Raw genomic sequence first — 18014 nt, 5'->3', positions numbered from 1 at the left:
CCGCGAGCCGTTTCCTTGGGCGGCCGCCATGGAAGCAGGGCTCGGGAGCCTTCGCCTCTGTCCCCGCGACTTCTGGGCCATGACTCCGCGCGAGCTGGACGCGGCCCTGCGCGGCGCGTTCGGTTCTCGAATAGCCCAAGCGCCGCCCTCGCGCGACGACCTGGCGGCGCTGATGCAACGCTACCCCGATGGAGAGACGCATGCCGGATGATCGCGACGGGCTTTACGTCGTCATTGGCGGCGATATCGCGCCGTTGCGCGCCGCGCTCGCGGACGCGAGCCGGCTGAGTGCGAGCTTCGCCGGCAATCTGACGAACGCCTTCACGGACGCAACGCTCAAGGGCCGCGAACTGTCGGACGTTGTCCGCCAGCTCGCGCTGAACCTGTCGCAGAATACGCTGGAGGCCGCGCTCGCGCCCATCAGCAAGACCTTCGGCGATGCGCTGTCCGGGCTCGTCACCGGTGCGGGCCTCGGCAGCGCGCTGCCCGTGCCGTTTGCCAAGGGCGGGGTGATCTCCTCGCCCATGACGTTTCCGCTCGGGCAGGGGGCTCCGCGCGGGCTCGCGGGTGAGGCGGGGCCGGAGGCGGTGCTGCCGCTCGCGCGCGCAAAAGACGGCCGGCTCGGCGTGCAGGCGGACGGAGCAGGGCGCGCGGTCAACGTCACCTTCAACGTGACTACGCCGGACGCGGAGAGCTTCCGCCGGTCCGAAGGGCAACTCGCGGCCATGCTTTCCCGCACTGTCGGGCGCGGGCAACGAAACCTTTAGCAGCGCAATCATTAGGCGGAGCACGGACCAATGGCCTTTCACGATGTGCGCTTTCCGACCGCTGTGACACGCGGCAGCCGGGGCGGGCCGGAACGGCGCACCGAGATCGTGGTGCTCGGCTCCGGCTACGAGGAACGCAACAGCCGCTGGGCCGACTCCAAGCGGCGTTACGATGCTGGCTACGGCATCAAGAGCCTCGACGATCTGCACGCCGTGCTCGCCTTTTTCGAAGAGCGGCGCGGGCGGCTGCATGCTTTCCGTTGGAAGGATTGGAGCGACTACAAATCCTGCGCGCCGTCCGAGACGCCCGCCGCCACAGATCAGGCGATCGGCATAGGCGACGGCGCGACGGCGGCGTTCCAGCTCGTCAAGACCTATGGCAGCGGATACGCCCCCTGGTCGCGCACGGTTCTGCTTCCCGTGCCGGGCACGGTCTCCGTCGCGGTCGATGGCGTGGTGCAGGACCCGGAGACTTACGCGCTCGGCACCAATACCGGGCTCGTGACGTTCCTGCCCGGCGCGGTGCCGCCCCTAGACGCGCCCGTCACGGCGGGCTTCGAATTCGACGTGGCCGTGCGCTTCGACACGGACCGCCTCGAGATCGATCTCAGCGATTTCGACGCAGGCTCGATCCCGCAAATTCCCATTATGGAGGTGCGCCTATGAGAGCGATCTCGTCCGCGCTGCAGGATCATCTCGACAGCGGCGCCACGACGCTGTGCTGGTGCTGGCGCATCACGCGCAACGATGCGGTCTCGTTCGGCTTCACGGACCACGACCGCGATCTCGAATTCGGCGGCACCCTCTATGAAGCCGCGAGCGGCTTCACCGGCTCGGAGATCGCCAGCGCCGTGGGGCTCAACGTGGACACGCTCGACGTGGACGGCGCCCTCAAATCGGACCGGTTGAACGAGGCGGATCTCGCCGCGGGCCTGTTCGACAACGCGGCCATCGAGATCTACCGCGTGAACTGGGCGGACCCGGACCATCGTGTGCTCATGCGCACCGGCAATCTCGGCGAGGTGTCGCGCGGGGCGCATCATTTCCGCTGCGAGGTGCGCGGGCTCGCCCACGCGCTGCAGCAGCCGAAGGGCCGTATCATCCAATATGGCTGTGATGCGGATCTCGGCGATGCGCGCTGCAAGATCGATCTGGACCAGGCGGCATTTTCGGCGGACGGCACGGTGGCGAGCCTCGATGCCTCGCCCCGGCGTTTCACGGCGAGCGGTTTGGAGGCTCACGCGTCGAACTGGTTCACGCGCGGTCTGCTGACGTGGGAATCGGGCGCCAACGACGGGCGCACGAGCGAAGTGAAGCTACATGCCAAGGCCTCAAGCGGCGTCACGATCGAGCTGTGGCAGCGGCCGTCGGAAGCGATTGCGGCCGGGGACGGCTTCAAGGTGCAGGCCGGCTGCGACAAGCAATTCGGCACCTGCCGCGCCAAGTTTTCGAACACGGCTAACTTCCGCGGCTTCCCCCACGTGCCCGGCAACGACTTCATGCTCCGCGTCGTCAGCCGCTCAGACAAGAACGACGGGGGCCGGGTGCGGTGAGGGGCCCCGCCGACAGGTTTCCGGCGCCGTTCCGATGCAGGACGCGGTCCTGCCTGAGTGCGTCGCCGCAGGTCACGAGGCCTCGGTCATCGTTGCGGGCTCTATATGAAGTGAAACAGGTAGATGAGTGCGGCGATGACGGCCGCCGTCCCAAGCCAAGTGTAGACGTAAGGAAGTCTGCTCTTCGGGTCTTCCGCGTTCATGACTGTCTGTCTCAAGGACAACCCCGGCGGGGATCGCCGGGGTCCATCATGAGCATGCCGCCCGGATTGCGCCGAAATGAAGCCGCGCCGATGGCGGCATGATGAGCGCCGAGTGCGCACGGATTCGAGAAAGCATATGCCCCAACCCGATGCCATCGTTCAGTGCGCGCGCGGCTGGCTCGGCACGCCCTATCACCATCAGGGGAGCGTGCGCGGGGCCGGCTGCGACTGCCTCGGCCTCATCCGCGGGGTGTGGCGTGCGCTGTACGGGCCGGAGCCCGAGGCCATGCCGCCGTATAGCCGCGACTGGGGCAATGCGACCGGCTCGGAGACGCTGATCGCCGCCGCCTGCCGGCATTTGGTGCCGCTCGGCAGCGTGTCCGACGCGCTGGCGGGCGACGTGCTCGTGTTCCGCATGCGCGACAAGGGCGTTGCCAAGCATGCGGGGATTCTCGCCGACGGCGATCACATGATCCACGCTCAGGAAGGTCTCGGCGTCGTCGAGGTGCCCTTAGGCGTTTGGTGGCGGCGGCGCGCCGTGGCCGCCTTTAGATTTCCGGACGACAAGTGATGGTGTCATGCCCCGACTTGATCGGGGCATCCAGTAGCCACCGGTCTTCGTGATGCGATAGGGCGTTCATTACTGGATGCCCGCTTTCGCGGGCATGACAGCCACAGACTGGATCGCGCGGCTTCTTTTTTGCGCTATCGGGCTCTCTTTCTTGCGCTACCGGCCTAGCGGCCTGCTTGAGCGCATTTTCATTCGCCCTATCGCCTAGCGGCCTACTTGAGCGCGTCGAGTTTGACTTAAACTTCTCATCCATTCGGAGCAGCAACGTGGCGACACTGGTTCTCGGTGCCGTGGGATCGGCTATTGGCGGCGCGATCTTTCCCGGCAGCGTGCTCGGCACGGCCTTGACCGGCGCCACCATCGGCGGCGCGGTGGGCTCTGTCGGCGGGGCGCTGCTCGACCGGTCGCTGATGGCGCCGCTCGCCGCGAGCTCCGGCGAGACGCAAGTGCTCGAGGGCCCGCGCCTGTCGGACGTGGCCGTGGGCGCGTCCAGCGAGGGCACGCCGCTGCCGCGCGTCTATGGGCGCGCGCGTCTGCCCGGCCATCTCATCTGGGCCACGCGCTTCAAGGAGCAGGTGACCGTCACCACCCAGACGACGGGCGGCGGGCAGCAGACGGGCGGCGGCAAGAACGTGTTCGGCGGCGGCGGCTCGGGGCAGGGGAGCCAGGCCAGCGCGCAGCAGACCGTGAAGACGGTCGAGTACAGCTATTACGCCAACGCGGCCTATGCGGTGTGCGAAGGGCCGATCACGCGGATCGGGCGCATCTGGGCCGACGGCAAGGAGCTGCGCCAGTCGGACTTCACCATCCGCGTCCATCTCGGCGGTGAGGGCCAAGGCCGTGACGGGCTGATCGCCTCGAAGCAGGGGGGCGCTACCCGCGTGCCCGCCTATCGCGGCACTGCTTACGTCGTGTTCGAGAACATGCCCCTGGAGCGCTTCGGCAACCGGCTGCCGCAGCTCAATTTCGAAGTGTTTCGCGCGGTGGACACATTCGAGAAGGAGGTGCGGGCGGTCAATCTGATCCCGAGCGCCGGCGAGTTCGTCTACGACACCGACCGCGTGATGCGGATCGAGAACGGCGCCTCCGTCGCCGAAAATCTGCATACGGCCCTTGGCGGCACGGATTGGGACGTGGCTCTGGATCAGCTCGAGGCACAGCTGCCAAACGTCGCCGACGTGTCGATCGTGGTGAGCTGGTTCGGCACGGACTTACGTATCGGTGTGTGCGAGGTGAAGCCCGGCGTCGAGGTCGCGGCCAAGGAGTCCTGGCCGTATGAGTGGTCCGTCGGCGGAGCATCGCGGACGCAAGCGCATGTGGTCTCCGAAGAAGACGGACGTCCGGCCTATGGCGGTACGCCGGCGGACGCGGCGGTGGTCGCGGCCATCAAGGATCTCAAGGCGCGCGGGCTGAAGGTGACGTTCTATCCGTTCATCTCGATGGATGTGCCGACCGACAATGCGTTGGCGGACCCGTATTCGGACGCTGCCAGCCAGCCGGCGTATCCTTGGCGCGGACGCATCACCTGCGACCCGGCGCCGGGCCTCGGCGGTACGGTGGACAAGACGGCCGCATGCGGGAGCCAAGTCGCGGCCTTCGTGGGTGCGGCGGAGGCCGCCGACTTCGCCATTGACGGCGAGAGCGTGACGTATGCGGGGCCGGACGAATGGTCCTTCCGCCGCTTCATTCTGCACTATGCGCATCTGTGCAAAGCGGCGGGCGGCGTGGACGCGTTTCTGATCGGTTCGGAGATGCGCGGGGCGACATCTTTAAGGGAGAGTGCAGGCAGCTTTCCCTTCGTGGACGCATTAGTCGATCTCGCCGCCGATGTCAGCGGCGTGCTCGGCGGGGCTACCGCGATCACCTATGGCGCGGACTGGACCGAGTATCGCGGTCACCAGCCGGACGACGGCACGGGCGACGTCTATTTCCATCTCGATCCGCTATGGAGCTCGCCCCATATCGATGCGGTCGGCATCGACGTCTATTGGCCGCTGTCGGACTGGCGCGACGGCGACGCCCATCTCGACCGTCAGGCGGGCTGGGAGTCGATCTACGATCTGGATTACCTGCGCAGCAATATCCGCGGCGGCGAGGGCTTCGACTGGTACTACCCGGCGGCGGGGGCGACCGGCAACGAGGCGAGCGCGGAACGTCTTACCCAAACGCGGCTGCCCATCACCGACGGCGCCTACGGCAAGCCGTGGATCTACAAGACCAAAGCCATCAAAGAGTGGTGGCAGAACCTCCACTACGACCGGCCGGGCGGCGTCGAGAGCGGCGCGCATACGGGCTGGGTGCCGCAAGGCAAACCCATCTGGTTCACCGAGGTCGGGTGTCCGGCCGTGGACAAGGGGCCGAACCAGCCGAACGTGTTCATCGATCCGAAAAGCTCGGAATCCTTCGCGCCGTATTTCTCGCGCGGCGTGCGCGACGATCTCGTGCAGCGCCGCTACATCCAGGCGATCCAGAGCTTTTTCGATCCGAGCCACGAAGACTATGTGTCCGGGCAGAACCCGGTCTCGGGCGTCTATGGCGGGCGCATGGTCGATGCCTCGCGCATCTTCGTCTACACCTGGGACGCGCGGCCGTTTCCCGCTTTTCCCTATGCGTCGTCGGTCTGGGCCGATGGCGGCAATTGGGAACTGGGGCACTGGCTGACCGGGCGCGTGGGCGGCGGCGCGCTGGCGGCTGTCGTGCGGGCGATCCTCGAGGACTACGGCTTCTTCCGCTACGACGTGACGAAGCTCTATGGCTTCCTCGACGGGTTCGTCATCGACCGCATCATGTCGGTGCGCGAGGCGCTGCAGCCGCTGGGTCTCGGGTTCCTGTTCGATGCCTCGGAATCCGGCGGGCTCATTCAGTTCGCCCATCGCGGGTTTCTCGGGTCGGTCGCAAGCGTCACTCCAGATGCGCTTGTGGAGACCGATCCGGACGCGCCGCTCTATACGCTGACGCGCGGCCAGGAGACGGAGCTGCCGCTCTCGGCGAAGATCACCTATATCGACGGCAATCACGATTATGCCCAAGGCGCGGTCGACGCGCGGCGGCTCGGCAGCCGCAGCGATCGGGCGGCGGCCGCGGAACTGCCGATCGTGATGGGGCAGGGCAAGGCGCTCGCCATCGCCGAAGGATGGCTGCGCGATGCCTGGGCCGCGCGCGAGCGGGGCGCATTCGCGCTGCCGCCGAGCCGGCTCGCGCTCGAGCCCGGCGATGTGGTCACACTGTCCTCGGGCGCCCGCGACACGCTCTGGCGTCTGACGGAGACGCGCGATGCGACGTTCAAGGATATCGACGCGCGGTCGGTCGAGCCGTTCAATCTCGATTCCGTCGTGGCGCCGGAAAAGGAGCGCGAGTTCGATCCCGTCACCGTGTACGGACCGACCGATGCCGTGTTCATGGATTTGCCGCTGCTGCGCGGCGATGAAGCGCCGTATGCGGGCTATGTTGCCGCCAACGCCGATCCCTGGCCGGGGGGTGTCGCCGTGTACCGTTCTCCGTCTACCAGCGGCTATGAGTTGAACGCCATCGTGCCGGCGCGCGCCACCATGGGCCGCACCGTGTTCGATACCTATTCCGGCCCGCTGCACCGCTACGACAAGAGCAATATCCTGCGCGTCGCTCTCGACTACGGCGAACTCGAGTCCGTCACCGAGGAGGCGTTGCTGAACGGCGCCAACTTCGCCGCCATCCAGAACGCGGACGGCACGTTCGAGTTGATCCAGTTTCAGCTCGCGACGCTGATTGAGACTGGCACCTACGATCTGTCCATGTTGTTGCGCGGGCTGAACGGAACCGAAGGCGCCATGCGCAACCCCGTGCCGGCGGGCGCACTCTTCGTGCTGATCAACAGCGCGGTGACCGCGCTCAATCTGCGCCCCGACGATGTCGGCCTCGCGCTGAACTACAAATACGGGCCCGTGAGCGAGGGCCTCGAGTCCGATACCTACGGCAGTGCGTCTTACGCCGTGCAAGGGTTGGGCTTACGGCCCTATGCGCCTGTGCACGTCCAAGGCAAGCGCGATCCGGCAAACGGCGATTGGTCTATCGCGTGGATCCGGCGCACGCGCTTTGGCGGCGACAGCTGGGAAGGCCTTGAAGTGCCGCTCGGCGAGGACGTCGAGCTGTACCGGCTCGACATTCTCGACGGGCCGGACGGCTCCGTCTTGCGAAGCGTGGAGAGCGACACGCCATCCATTTCGTACACGGCGGCGATGCAGGCGGACGATTTCGGTGCGCCGCAATGGAACGTGCATGTGCGCGTCGCGCAGGTCTCGCCCGTCTATGGGCCCGGACCCGCGTCAGAGCAACTGATCTGGGACTATCAGCACTGATCTTTGCGCTACCGGCCTAGCGGCCTGCTTGAGCGCGCTGTGTGGTCTTGGTTCTCGTCAAATCCGGAAAGAAAACATGACCGAAGAAAGCGCGAAGCTGCGCATTCCCTATATCGCGGCTGCGCAAGCGCAGAAGCATGTCACGCATAACGAGGCGATGACGCTGCTCGACACGTTGGTCCAGCTCAGCGTACTCGACAAGGACCTGTTGGAACCGCCGGCAAGTCCTGCCGAAGGAGATTGCTATATCGTGGCGGGAGGCGGCGGTCCGGCCACCGGCGCCTGGATCGGATGGGAAAAGCGCGTCGCCCGCTATATCGACGGCGAGTGGCGCTCATACCTGCCAGGGGAAGGCGCCGGGTCGGGCTGGATCGCGTGGGTCCACGACGAAGACGCGATGTATCGTTTCGACGGGTCCGATTGGACGCTCGCGGGGATCGAGGGACCGCAGGGGCCCCAAGGGCCGGCGTATCAGCCGGATGCGGCGGTGGATGCCATCGCCGGCCGTGCCGCCTATGACGACGAGGTGACGGCTTTCTCCGTCCTCGTCGTTTCGGACAGCGGCAACGCCGGGCAGCCGACGCTCTATTTCAAGCTCTCGGCAGGAAGCGCCGATTGGTCGGCCGGGATTACCTGGCTGCCGCAGACTGCGGGGCCCGCGTTCACCGTGCGCACGGCGACGACCGCCGACATCGCCATCGCGAGCGGGCTCAACGGCGGCGACGTCATCGATGGCGTCACGCTCGTCGCAGGAGAGCTTGTCCTGGTCAAGGACCAGGCGGCGCCCGCTCAGAACGGCATTTATATCGTGGGCCCATCGCCCACGCGGGTATTCGGGTTGTCGGCCTACGATCAGCACCCGGGCGCGCTTGTGACGGTGCAGGAGGGGGCGGTCAACGCAGACACGCGCTGGCTTTGCACGTCAATCCAGGGCGGGACGCTTGGATCGACCGCGATTACCTTTTCCCGAATGGAGGTGCCGCCACGGGGCCATCTCTATGGTCTCATCCTTTCCAACAACGCGACGGACGCTGGTCACGATATAGACGTTGCAGTCGGCGAGGCGGCATCGGATGACACAACTCCGGCACTCATGAGACTCACATCGGCACTAACCAAGCGAGCAGATACGGCATGGGCGCCGGGAAATGGGAGCGGCGCGAGTCTCGACAGCGGTGCACTCACGGCGAATGGAACCGTTCACTGGTGGCTGATTTCGACGGGTGCAACGGTTGACGTTGGATGCAGCGACCACGATACCTCAGGACTGAGCCCAACGCTGCCAAGCGGATATCTGTACAAGCAATATATCGGCTCAACGCCCTTAGACGCCTCGTCGAACATTCGTCCGTTTGTTCAGACGCAGGATCGCTTCGAATACAATCCGGCAGTTGAGGCTTTTGATGCAGGTCCGCTAGGGACTTCCGGCACGAACTTCAAGCTGCCCGTACCTGAGGGGTTTCGCTGCAGGGTCGAAGGTGATTTTGCGAGCGGAAATTCCGGGCAAGCATTTGCGATCACGGTATATGCGACAGGATCAACTCCGCCAGATGCGCCTGCGACGGCGGGCATCGCCAGCAATGTGGCCGGGCACGGAACACTGGGTGACAGAAGCGCTTCCTCGGGCTCGGACTCTGCGGCGGGCAATGCCAGAATATGGGTTACGACCAACACGACCGGGCAGATAACCGCCGACGCGGACGTGTCAGTGGATGCTTTCGGAATGTATGTCGTCGGCTATGTTTGCCCGCGCGGAAGGTTGGCCGAGGCGATCTAGCCACCAAAGCGATAGCCCATTGCGGCTATGTCGGACGAGAAGATATCGGCCACAAGGTCAATGGCGTTCTGGTCACTGAATGCCTCGATGTAACTGGCGCTCTCGGTTGTGTTGACGTGGGGGAGCGTAAGGGGTTCTCCGACAATTGAGGATGCCAGTCTTAGAAGGTCACCCGTTTGGTCCTCTATGCGAAAAGTTTGGACTCTACTTGTGGTTTTGCATTCGAGCGTGTGTCGGCTCATTTTGTCTATGACATGCGGGTGCTGGATGAAGCCATTTACGGACCCCGATGAGACGGCTGGAGCATGCCATGTCGAATGAGGTCTCTTGAGCCCAAACTTGTAGGCCGAAAAGACACGCGCCCAGGGGTTACGGATCGTTGTGAAAAACACGTAGTCGTCGGGGTTGCGCCCGGACTCTCTCATGCCTTCTTCAATCAGCGCAGCGTCCGCGTGGTGGTGTTGCCACGGCACGGGTGGCGGATTCGTAGTCGATCTCACATCGGCAAAAGGGTCGAGCATCTGCCGGGCAGACGTGCTGCCGCAGCGCGGGTTGGAGATAAATACGAACTTGAAGCGGTCGCTCAACCGCATTGCTCGATCCTTTCGGGTTCAAGTGGCCGCGGCAGGTTCTAAGGCATGGGCCGGGTAATGCCAAATCCAATTGAACAGAAGCCGAGCGGGTCGTGGTGGTCTCTACTTGGGCGACGATGGCGGTTGTCGAACGAGACCAGCCGATAGCTGCGCTCGCAGCCGCAATTGGCCTGAGAGGATCCGACGTCGACGCATCCTTCCTGTCATGCGCCGAAATCGAAAAGGTACGGTGACGGACATGGCCGCAGGAGACAGCAGCGCTCATTGGACCTTGGACCGGCGCGTCCCGGTGGCCCTCATTCTGTCCATCGTGCTCCAGTCCGCGGGGCTCTTCATGTGGGTCGGCGCGCTGACCAGCCGCGTCTCCGAATTGGAGACGAAAGCCGTCAGGGCCATCGACGCCGGCGACCGGGTCATCAGCCTCGAGGCCGAGATGCGCGAGGTGCGCCGTATCCTTCAGCGCATCGAAGCCAAGCTGGAGCAGCGTCCCACCAAGGAGGCTCTGCGTTCTGCCCCGTCGCGGCCCTTCTGAGCGCGGGCCCTGTACCCGCGCCTCTCATCTCACCAGACCCAAACGCTTAACCCTGACCAAAGGAGATTATGCATGACCACTTTCGCTTGGCTGCTTACGGGCGGATTCGCCAAAGGCTACCGCACGCAGATTCTGGGGATCACGGCTGCCCTCTCGGCCGTGGGGCTCTGGGCCGTCGGAGATTTGACGTTGGCTCAGCTTCTCAGCGAGATTCCGGTGATTCTGGGCGGCTTGGGGCTTGCGGCGCTCGGTGCCAAGGTGGACGATGCTACCGCGAAGAGCGCGCCGCACCCGGACGATCGCGAAACGCGCGGGCCGGCCTAGGCAGCGTTCAGGCGCCGTTCATGGGCGCTGCCGTAGGGTGGCGTCCATGATGAGAACTGTGGGGCTGACATGAGCTGTCGTGGGTTCAAAATGTTCGCGGCCGTTGCGATTGCCGCGTTCGCCAGCTTGGCGGCGGTGGCGCCGGCGCACGCGGGATGCATGCCGTTGGGCTCGGCCGGCGGGCTGATTTCGAAGAACGGGCTCATTCCAGGCAAAGCCGCGGTCAACAAGGCTCAGTCCAAGGGCGGGGGCAAGGTGATCAAGATTGTGCTTTGCCAGAACGGCAACAGTTTCGTCTATCAGGCCACCGTCCTCAGCAACAAGGGTGACGTCAAGAACGTCTCGGTGAATGCCAAGACGGGGCAGTAGGCCCTTCGTCCAGAGGGCAGGGATGCAGCCGTTCCAAGAATCGCCACGACTCGGTTGCACACGTTACTGACATTGCTGCAACGAAGATGCCAAGGGAGGGCAGTTCTTTGAGGCTTCTCGTCGTCGAGGACGATCCAGATCTAAACCGGCAGCTCGCGACCGCGCTCGGCGAAGCGGGCTACGCGGTCGACACCGCGTTCGATGGTGAGGAAGGCCACTTCCTGGGTGACACGGAGCCTTACGACGCCGTCGTCCTGGACATTGGCCTGCCGAAGAAGGACGGGTTGTCCGTGCTCGAAGAATGGCGGCGCGACGACCGCAAGATGCCTGTGCTGATCCTGACCGCCCGCGAGCGCTGGAGCGACAAGGTGGCGGGCATGGATGCCGGCGCCGACGACTACGTCGCCAAACCCTTCCACATGGAGGAGGTGCTCGCGCGCTTGAGGGCTCTCCTGCGCCGCTCGGCGGGACATGCGAGCAACGACCTCATTTGCGGACCGCTCGTTCTCGATACGAAAGCGGCGCGGGTTACGGTCGATGGGCAAGCAATCAAGCTCACGTCGCACGAATATCGCGTGCTGCATTATCTGATGATGCACCGCGACCGGGTCGTGTCCCGAACCGAATTGGTCGAGCACCTGTATGAGCAGGACTTCGACCGGGACTCGAACACCGTCGAAGTCTTCATCGGGCGCTTGCGCAAGAAGCTGCCCGTGGATCTGATCAAGACCGTGCGCGGCCTCGGCTATCGTCTCACGGATAATCCCGACGGGGCCTAGCCCGATGGGGCCGAAATCACTTGCCTTTCGACTTTTCGTCTCCGCCGCCGCGTGGGTGCTCGTGGTGATTCCGATCGCCGCGATTTTGCTGACGTCGCTTTACCGCCAGAGTATCGAGCGCAATTTCGATGCGCGGCTCAACGTGTACATGACGAGCCTGATCGCCGCGAGCACGGCCGCAGGCGGAGATACGCCGGAATCGCCCGACAGTCTGGGGGCCCCGATTTTCGATATCCCGTTCTCGGGCTGGTACTGGCAGATCAAGGCCTTGGACGGCGGCGAGGAACGTCCACTCTTCGTCTCCGGCTCCCTGCTCGATCAACAACTGGATCTCCCGAGCAAGGACGATGTCCCGGCCGACGAGACGCTGACCCGACGCAGCTACGTGACCGGTCCGGACGACGAGAACCTGCGCATTGAGGAACGCGAGATCAGGCCGGGTCATGAGGGTGACACGGTCTATTCCTACGCCGTCGGCGGCAATGCGGCGGAGATCGACGACGATCTCGCGCAGTTCACGACGATGCTTGTATTGGCGCTGGTCATTCTCGGCGTTGGCCTCACCGTCGCGACATTCTTCCAGGTCCGGTTCGGGCTTCTGCCGCTGCGCGCCATCCGCCACGACCTGGCGGCCATCCGCTCGGGCGATGCGGAGAAGCTGGAGGGGGAACTCCCCGACGAGATCAAGCCGCTGCAGACCGAGCTCAACGCCCTCATTCAATCCAATCGCGACGTGGTGGAGCGGGCCAGAACCCATGTGGGCAATCTGGCGCACGCGTTGAAGACGCCGCTCAGCGTCATCAGCAACGAAGCCCGCTCCCACGATGGGCCGCTCTCCGGCAAGGTGATCGAGCAGGCTGAGCTCATGCGGACCCAGATCACGCACCATCTCGACCGCGCGCGGGTGGCGGCGCGCTCCGGGGTCATCGGCGGCGTGACGGAGGTCGAGCCGACGCTGATGGCCTTGAAACGGGCGCTGGACCGGATTTACGGCGAAAAGGGGATATCCCTGACCGTCTCGATCGATCCTGGCCTCAAATTTCAGGGCGAGAAGCAGGATTTCGAGGAAATGGCCGGCAATCTGATCGACAATGCCTGCAAATGGGCCAAGACTTCCGTGACGGTCACAGCCAGGCGCCTGGGCGACGACACGCTCTCCGTCATGGTCGATGACGACGGGCCGGGTCTGACGCGCGCCGAGCGCGAGAAGGCCGTAAAACGGGGTCAGCGCCTCGACGAGAGCAAGCCGGGGTCGGGCCTTGGCCTGTCCATCGTCGCGGACTTGGCCCATCTCTACAAAGGCCACTTCGTGCTGGAGGATGCGCGTGACGGCGGGCTCAGCGCGAGGCTAACTCTCCCGGCGGCTTGAGTTTTTCGCCGGACGGACGGGCAACCTAATTTGGCCCGATTTTCTATTCTTAACACTCCGATGAGAGGTTACACTTATGTATCAGCCTCTCGCAGGGGGACGGTGGGGTCCTTCTGAGCTGGGAAAGGACCGATGAGATCCATTCTTGCAATTGCCTTGTTGCCGCTTGGGCTTGCAGCCTGCGGAACGGGAGGAAACCTTGGCACCGATGCCCTTTGGGGCTCGATGACGGGTAATACCGGTCCGGCGCTCGATCAGCAGGACCAGCAGCTTGCCGCGGAAGCGCAGCAAAAGGCCTTGGAATTCGGACAGGCCGGCCAAGCGACGTCGTGGAGCAATCCTGCAAACCAGCACAACGGGCAGATCGTGCCCGGTACGCCCTACAAGAAGGGCTCGTCCTTCTGCCGGCCGTTCACCCACACCATGTTCATCAACGGCGCGCCTCAGACGACCAACGGAACGGCCTGCCGCCAGCCCGACGGGCGCTGGAACCAGGTGGGCTAGACCCCGCCGGCCAAACATTGCCGCGATTTCATCTTTCCGCCGCGCCTTCGCCTTGCTCTGGCAAGCACCCTTGTCCTATGCCTAGCCACCGTTTGAATTCTGAAGGTTAGGGACCTGTTCGTGCTGCTCTGGGTCATCCTGGCGACTCTCACCGCCGTCGTCTTGTCCTTCCTGCTGTATCCGCTCGTTGGCGGCGGCGAGGCCGTGGACGAGCGCGACGCGTTCGACGCCGCGGTCTACCGGGATCAGCTCGACGAGATCGAGGCGGATCGCGCGCGCGGGTTGATCGGCGAGGCGGAGGCGGAGGCCGCCCGGCTCGAAGTTGCTCGGCGCTTGATTGCCGCCGACGAGAAAGCTGCGGACGCGTCCGGGTCGCAGTCGCGCAATGCGTTGCCGCGCGCCGCGCTTATCGTGGTCGCTGCCTGCCTCCCTCTGGCCGTGCTGGGCGCCTATCTCTTCTATGGATCACCGCGCCTGCCCGACCAGCCTTTGGCCGCGCGGCTCACCGATCCCGCCAAGGAAAAGGATGTCGGCGTTCTCGTCGCCCGCGTCGAAGCGCGGCTGCGCGCTCATCCCGAGGAGGGCGCAGGGTGGGACGCGATCGCGCCGATCTATCTGGGCGGCCAGCGCTACGCGGATGCGGCGGAGGCCTATCGTCAGGCCATTCGGCTCCTGGGGCCGTCCGCGAAACGTCTTTCGGGTCTTGGGCAGGCGCTTGTCCTCGAGCAGCGGGGGCTCGTCACCGAGCCGGCGCGCATGGCCCTCGAGGGCGCGCTGAAGCGAGATGGAACGCTGGTGGAGCCGCGCATTCTCCTGGCGATCGCGAAGGAGCAGGACGGCAATTTCGAAGGCGCGCTTGCCGACTGGCAGGGGCTTCTCGAGGCCAGAAAAGACGACACGCGCTGGACCTCCATGATCGAGGACCGGATCGCGAGCGCCCAAGCCAAACTGTCCGGTGAGGCGCCTGTCGCCGAGGCCGCGCCTGTGCCGCAGGCGGGACCGTCGGCGGCCGATATCGCCGCCGCGCAGAGCATGAGCCCCGAAGAGCGCCAAGCCATGGTCGATCAAATGGTCACGCGGCTGGCGGCGCGTCTCGAGGAGAACGGAGACGATTTGCCCGGCTGGCTCCGTCTGGTTCGGGCGTATACGGTCCTCGGGCGAAGCGATGACGCGAAGGAAGCCTTGGCCCGGGCCAAGAAACAATTCGCGGGTAATGAGCAAGCGATCGAGAAACTCGACGCGCTCGCATCGGATCTAGGATTGACGTCATGACGCGGAAACAGCGCAGAGGTGTTTTGATCGGAACGTGCCTTGTGGTCCTCGGCGTCGCCGTGGGGCTCGTGCTGTACGCCATGCGGGACTCGATCGTGTTCTTCTACAGCCCGAGCGACATCGCAAAGATGGAGATCGCACCGGGCCAGCGTATCCGGCTCGGCGGTCTCGTGGAAACGGGGAGCGTGAAACGGGACCAGGGCACGACGGTCCATTTCTCCGTGACGGACGGCGCCAAGGTCATGCCCGTGACCTATACGGGCGTGCTGCCGGACCTGTTTCGCGAAGGCCAGGGTGTCGTGACCGAAGGCGCGGTTCAGCCGGATGGAACCTTCAAGGCCGACAACGTGCTCGCCAAGCATGACGAAAACTACATGCCGCCCGAGGTCGCCGCGAAGCTGAAAGAACAAGGTGTCTGGCGGGAGGGCGATGCCGGCACCGCCGGCGGAAAGGTCACGACACAATGATCGCGGAGACCGGACATTACGCCCTTATCCTCGCGCTCGGCGTCGCCATCGTTCAGATGGTGTTGCCGATCGTCGGCACGCGCTTCAACGATCCCCGCCTCGCGGCCGTGTCCGTGCCTGCGGCCCAGATCCAGTTCCTTCTCGTTTGCATCGCCTTCGCGGCGTTGACGGCCGCATATGTCACGTCCGACTTCTCGGTCCTCAACGTGTGGCAGAACTCGCATTCGGCCAAGCCGATGCTCTACAAGATCTCGGGCGTATGGGGGAACCACGAAGGGTCGATGGTTCTGTGGGTCCTGATCCTGGCCCTGTTCGGCGCCGCGGTCGCCACCTTCGGTTCGAACCTGCCCCGCCGGTTGCAGGCAAACGTGCTCGCGGTCCAGGGCTCGATCGCCGTCGCCTTCCTGCTTTTCATCGTCACGACGTCGAACCCGTTCTTGCGGGTTGATTCCCCGCCGTTCGACGGGCAGGGGCTCAACCCCGTCCTGCAGGATCCCGCGCTGGCCTTCCATCCGCCGTTCCTCTACGCGGGCTATGTTGGCTTCTCGATGGCATTCTCCTTTGCCGTCGCCGCGCTCATCGACGGGCGCATCGATGCGGCCTGGGCGCGCTGGGTACGTCCGTGGACGCTGGCGGCTTGGATGTGCCTGACGCTCGGGATCGCGATGGGCTCGTGGTGGGCCTATTACGAACTGGGCTGGGGCGGGTTCTGGTTTTGGGACCCGGTCGAGAACGCATCCTTCATGCCGTGGCTAGCCGGCACCGCGCTGCTGCACTCCGCGCTGGTGATGGAAAAGCGGGACGCGCTGAAAGTCTGGACGGTCCTGCTGGCCATCATCACCTTCTCTTTGAGCCTCATGGGGACGTTCCTGGTGCGCTCGGGCGTGCTGACGTCTGTTCATGCCTTCGCGGTGGACCCCGCGCGGGGCGTCTTCATCCTTGGCATCATGGCGATCTTCATCGGCGGCTCTTTCGCGCTGTTCGCCTGGCGCGCGCCGCTTCTGTCGCAAGGCGGATTGTTCGCGCCGATCAGCCGCGAGGGGGCCCTGGTCCTCAACAATCTTCTACTGACCGTGGCTTGCGCGGCGGTGTTTGTCGGCACCCTCTATCCGCTCGCGCTTGAGTCGGTCACAGGCGAGAAGATTTCGGTGGGCGCGCCGTTCTTCAACCTGACCTTCGTGCCGCTGATCGTGCCGCTGCTCATCGCCGTACCCTTCGGGCCGCTGCTTGCCTGGAAACGCGGGGACCTGCTGGCCGCCGCGCAACGGCTCATGGTCGCGGCGATCGTCAGCCTGGCAGCGATCATCATCGTGCTTGCCATGAACCAAAGCGGGCCGTGGCTCGCGCCGCTCGGGATCGGCCTCGGCCTCTGGCTGATCGTTGGCGCCGCGACCGAGATCGCCACACGTTCAAAGCTGTTCGAGGCGGGCTCGTCTGAAAGCTGGCGGCGCATGCGCAATCTGCCGCGCGCCGCCTACGGTACGGCACTCGCCCATGCCGGCGTTGGCGTGATGGTGCTTGGGCTTGTCGCGACGACGGCGTGGCGCAGCGAACGGATCGAGGCGCTGGCGCCCGGCGACACGATCGAGATCGCGGGCTATTCGCTCACTTTCGAGGGCGTGAAGGAACGGCAGGGGCCGAACTATTCGGAGCTCGTCGGCGTGTTTCAGGTGACGCGGGACGGCGAGCCCGTTACTACGCTGATCCCTTCCAAGCGGGCCTATGCGGTCGAGAAGAGCGCGACGACGGAGGCCGGAATCCACAATAGCTGGCGCGGGGACCTCTACCTGGTGCTTGGCGATCAGCTGAAGGATGGCGGCTTCAGTGTGCGCGTCTATTTCAACCCGATGGTCCGGCTGATCTGGCTCGGCGCCTTGCTGATGTTCTTCGGCGGCGGCGTTTCGCTGTCGGACCGGCGATTGAGGGTCGGGGCGCCCAAGCGCGCCAAACCCAAGACGGAACCGGCCGTGGCGGCGGGCAAGTGACGATGCGCTTCCCGACCACTTTGCTCGCCGCGTTTTTCGCCGTTTTTGCGCTGGGTATGCCGAGCGTCCATGCGGTGCAGCCGGACGAAGTGCTGGACGATCCGGCGCTGGAAGCGCGGGCGCGGGCGCTGTCCGCGGGCTTGCGCTGCCTAGTCTGTCAGAATCAGTCCATCGACGATTCCGATGCGCCCCTGGCCAAGGATCTGCGCGTGCTTGTGCGTGAACGGCTCAAGGCGGGAGACAGCGACGAGGAGATCATGTCTTTCGTGGTTTCGCGCTATGGCGAGTTCGTGCTGCTGAAACCCCGGTTCACGCCGCACACCTGGCTGTTGTGGCTGGCAACGCCGTTGGTGTTGCTCCTCGCGATCCTCGGTATCCTCTACGGTTACATCCGCCGGGCGACCACGTCGGTCGCGCCGCCGGCCCTCACCAAGAGCGAGCAGCAGCAACTGGACCGGCTCCTGGATGCGGACGCACCGAAAGCCGCCGACAAGCCGTAACCGCGTTGGTTTTCAACGCCTGCCGGCAGGCCCGTACCTTACGGAAAATTAATGCCGTCGAAACCGCGGCGTAATTGGCGGCTCCCTATATTGCGACTCTCACATGATTGCTCCG

Annotated in this window: 18 protein-coding genes; 17 read left to right on the top strand and 1 reads right to left on the bottom strand. The window is 64.9% G+C overall.

Features of this window, described 5'->3' with window-relative positions; translation table 11 throughout:
- Positions 1-28: 28 nt before the first annotated feature.
- The 7 genes from GL4_RS12415 to GL4_RS17240 all read left to right on the top strand — a co-directional run bounded on the left by GL4_RS12415 (position 29) and on the right by GL4_RS17240 (position 9205).
- Positions 29-211, top strand: coding sequence for a phage tail assembly chaperone (locus GL4_RS12415; RefSeq protein WP_045368020.1), 183 nt, complete (start codon positions 29-31; stop codon positions 209-211).
- Positions 201-767 carry a phage tail tape measure protein gene (locus GL4_RS12410; RefSeq protein ID WP_045368018.1) on the top strand — a complete coding sequence of 189 codons (567 nt, stop codon included), beginning with the start codon at positions 201-203 and terminating at the stop codon, positions 765-767. The genes GL4_RS12415 and GL4_RS12410 overlap by 11 nt, the downstream gene beginning before the upstream one ends.
- A gap of 30 nt (positions 768-797) precedes the next feature.
- Positions 798-1433 carry a DUF2460 domain-containing protein gene (locus GL4_RS12405; RefSeq protein WP_045368015.1) on the top strand — a complete coding sequence of 212 codons (636 nt, stop codon included), beginning with the start codon at positions 798-800 and terminating at the stop codon, positions 1431-1433.
- Positions 1430-2320: a DUF2163 domain-containing protein gene (locus GL4_RS12400; RefSeq protein ID WP_045368013.1), complete on the top strand. Its 891-nt coding sequence runs from the start codon at positions 1430-1432 to the stop codon at positions 2318-2320. Before GL4_RS12405 ends, GL4_RS12400 begins: the two co-directional genes overlap by 4 nt.
- A 339-nt stretch (positions 2321-2659) precedes the next feature.
- Positions 2660-3094 carry an NlpC/P60 family protein gene (locus GL4_RS12395; RefSeq protein ID WP_045368011.1) on the top strand — a complete coding sequence of 145 codons (435 nt, stop codon included), beginning with the start codon at positions 2660-2662 and terminating at the stop codon, positions 3092-3094.
- A 266-nt stretch (positions 3095-3360) separates the two neighbouring features.
- On the top strand, positions 3361-7428 hold the full coding sequence (locus tag GL4_RS12390) for a baseplate multidomain protein megatron (RefSeq protein ID WP_045368008.1): 4068 nt from the start codon (positions 3361-3363) through the stop codon (positions 7426-7428).
- A gap of 76 nt (positions 7429-7504) precedes the next feature.
- A complete protein-coding gene (locus tag GL4_RS17240) occupies positions 7505-9205 on the top strand; it encodes a DUF2793 domain-containing protein (RefSeq protein WP_082025646.1) in 1701 nt (566 codons plus the stop codon).
- Here the strand turns inward: GL4_RS17240 and GL4_RS12380 are convergent.
- Positions 9202-9798: a sulfotransferase family 2 domain-containing protein gene (locus GL4_RS12380; RefSeq protein ID WP_045368005.1), complete on the bottom strand. Its 597-nt coding sequence runs from the start codon at positions 9796-9798 to the stop codon at positions 9202-9204. The two genes, GL4_RS17240 and GL4_RS12380, sit on opposite strands and share 4 nt — an antisense overlap.
- Positions 9799-10036: 238 nt before the next feature.
- Between GL4_RS12380 and GL4_RS12375 the strand changes: the two genes are divergently transcribed.
- From GL4_RS12375 to GL4_RS12330, 10 genes are all read left to right on the top strand, one after another.
- The gene (locus tag GL4_RS12375; RefSeq protein ID WP_045368003.1) at positions 10037-10330 is read left to right on the top strand and encodes a hypothetical protein; all 294 of its coding nucleotides are present in this window, start codon (positions 10037-10039) and stop codon (positions 10328-10330) included.
- Positions 10331-10402: 72 nt separating this feature from the next.
- Entirely contained in the window at positions 10403-10654 is a 252-nt protein-coding gene (locus tag GL4_RS12370; protein WP_045368001.1) for a hypothetical protein, read from the top strand.
- Positions 10655-10723: 69 nt separating this feature from the next.
- A complete protein-coding gene (locus GL4_RS12365; RefSeq protein WP_156137583.1) occupies positions 10724-11023 on the top strand; it encodes a PepSY domain-containing protein in 300 nt (99 codons plus the stop codon).
- Positions 11024-11130: 107 nt separating this feature from the next.
- A complete protein-coding gene (locus GL4_RS12360) occupies positions 11131-11802 on the top strand; it encodes a response regulator transcription factor (RefSeq protein WP_045367995.1) in 672 nt (223 codons plus the stop codon).
- A gap of 4 nt (positions 11803-11806) precedes the next feature.
- Positions 11807-13171 carry an ATP-binding protein gene (locus GL4_RS12355; protein WP_045367992.1) on the top strand — a complete coding sequence of 455 codons (1365 nt, stop codon included), beginning with the start codon at positions 11807-11809 and terminating at the stop codon, positions 13169-13171.
- A 132-nt stretch (positions 13172-13303) separates the two neighbouring features.
- Positions 13304-13675 carry a hypothetical protein gene (locus GL4_RS12350; RefSeq protein WP_156137581.1) on the top strand — a complete coding sequence of 124 codons (372 nt, stop codon included), beginning with the start codon at positions 13304-13306 and terminating at the stop codon, positions 13673-13675.
- Between the two features lie 120 nt (positions 13676-13795).
- Positions 13796-14947 (top strand): c-type cytochrome biogenesis protein CcmI, encoded by a 1152-nt coding sequence (gene ccmI / locus GL4_RS12345; RefSeq protein ID WP_045367990.1) that lies wholly within the window; start codon positions 13796-13798, stop codon positions 14945-14947.
- Entirely contained in the window at positions 14944-15414 is a 471-nt protein-coding gene (gene ccmE / locus GL4_RS12340; RefSeq protein WP_045367988.1) for a cytochrome c maturation protein CcmE, read from the top strand. Before ccmI ends, ccmE begins: the two co-directional genes overlap by 4 nt.
- Positions 15411-17399: a heme lyase CcmF/NrfE family subunit gene (locus GL4_RS12335; RefSeq protein WP_045367987.1), complete on the top strand. Its 1989-nt coding sequence runs from the start codon at positions 15411-15413 to the stop codon at positions 17397-17399. The genes ccmE and GL4_RS12335 overlap by 4 nt, the downstream gene beginning before the upstream one ends.
- Positions 17400-17401: 2 nt before the next feature.
- A complete protein-coding gene (locus tag GL4_RS12330; RefSeq protein WP_045367986.1) occupies positions 17402-17899 on the top strand; it encodes a cytochrome c-type biogenesis protein in 498 nt (165 codons plus the stop codon).
- Positions 17900-18014 lie beyond the last annotated feature (115 nt).

This window comes from Methyloceanibacter caenitepidi (genome assembly GCF_000828475.1).
In the GTDB taxonomy this organism is placed as follows: Bacteria; Pseudomonadota; Alphaproteobacteria; order Rhizobiales; family Methyloligellaceae; genus Methyloceanibacter; species Methyloceanibacter caenitepidi.
Note: the sequence above shows the minus strand (reverse complement) of the source record. Positions and strands in the feature narration are given on the sequence as shown.

Excerpts from the sequence above, each read along its gene's own strand:
- GL4_RS12415 (WP_045368020.1), top strand. The coding sequence starts at position 29 with ATGGAAGCAGGGCTCGGGAGCCTTCGCCTCTGTCCCCGCGACTTCTGG.
- GL4_RS17240 (WP_082025646.1), top strand. The coding sequence starts at position 7,505 with ATGACCGAAGAAAGCGCGAAGCTGCGCATTCCCTATATCGCGGCTGCG.
- GL4_RS12375 (WP_045368003.1), top strand. The coding sequence starts at position 10,037 with ATGGCCGCAGGAGACAGCAGCGCTCATTGGACCTTGGACCGGCGCGTC.
- GL4_RS12330 (WP_045367986.1), top strand. The coding sequence starts at position 17,402 with ATGCGCTTCCCGACCACTTTGCTCGCCGCGTTTTTCGCCGTTTTTGCG.
- GL4_RS12355 (WP_045367992.1), top strand. The coding sequence starts at position 11,807 with ATGGGGCCGAAATCACTTGCCTTTCGACTTTTCGTCTCCGCCGCCGCG.
- ccmE (WP_045367988.1), top strand. The coding sequence starts at position 14,944 with ATGACGCGGAAACAGCGCAGAGGTGTTTTGATCGGAACGTGCCTTGTG.
- GL4_RS12370 (WP_045368001.1), top strand. The coding sequence starts at position 10,403 with ATGACCACTTTCGCTTGGCTGCTTACGGGCGGATTCGCCAAAGGCTAC.
- GL4_RS12405 (WP_045368015.1), top strand. The coding sequence starts at position 798 with ATGGCCTTTCACGATGTGCGCTTTCCGACCGCTGTGACACGCGGCAGC.
- GL4_RS12350 (WP_156137581.1), top strand. The coding sequence starts at position 13,304 with ATGAGATCCATTCTTGCAATTGCCTTGTTGCCGCTTGGGCTTGCAGCC.
- GL4_RS12410 (WP_045368018.1), top strand. The coding sequence starts at position 201 with ATGCCGGATGATCGCGACGGGCTTTACGTCGTCATTGGCGGCGATATC.
- GL4_RS12400 (WP_045368013.1), top strand. The coding sequence starts at position 1,430 with ATGAGAGCGATCTCGTCCGCGCTGCAGGATCATCTCGACAGCGGCGCC.
- GL4_RS12380 (WP_045368005.1), bottom strand. The coding sequence starts at position 9,798 with ATGCGGTTGAGCGACCGCTTCAAGTTCGTATTTATCTCCAACCCGCGC.
- GL4_RS12335 (WP_045367987.1), top strand. The coding sequence starts at position 15,411 with ATGATCGCGGAGACCGGACATTACGCCCTTATCCTCGCGCTCGGCGTC.
- GL4_RS12365 (WP_156137583.1), top strand. The coding sequence starts at position 10,724 with ATGAGCTGTCGTGGGTTCAAAATGTTCGCGGCCGTTGCGATTGCCGCG.
- GL4_RS12395 (WP_045368011.1), top strand. The coding sequence starts at position 2,660 with ATGCCCCAACCCGATGCCATCGTTCAGTGCGCGCGCGGCTGGCTCGGC.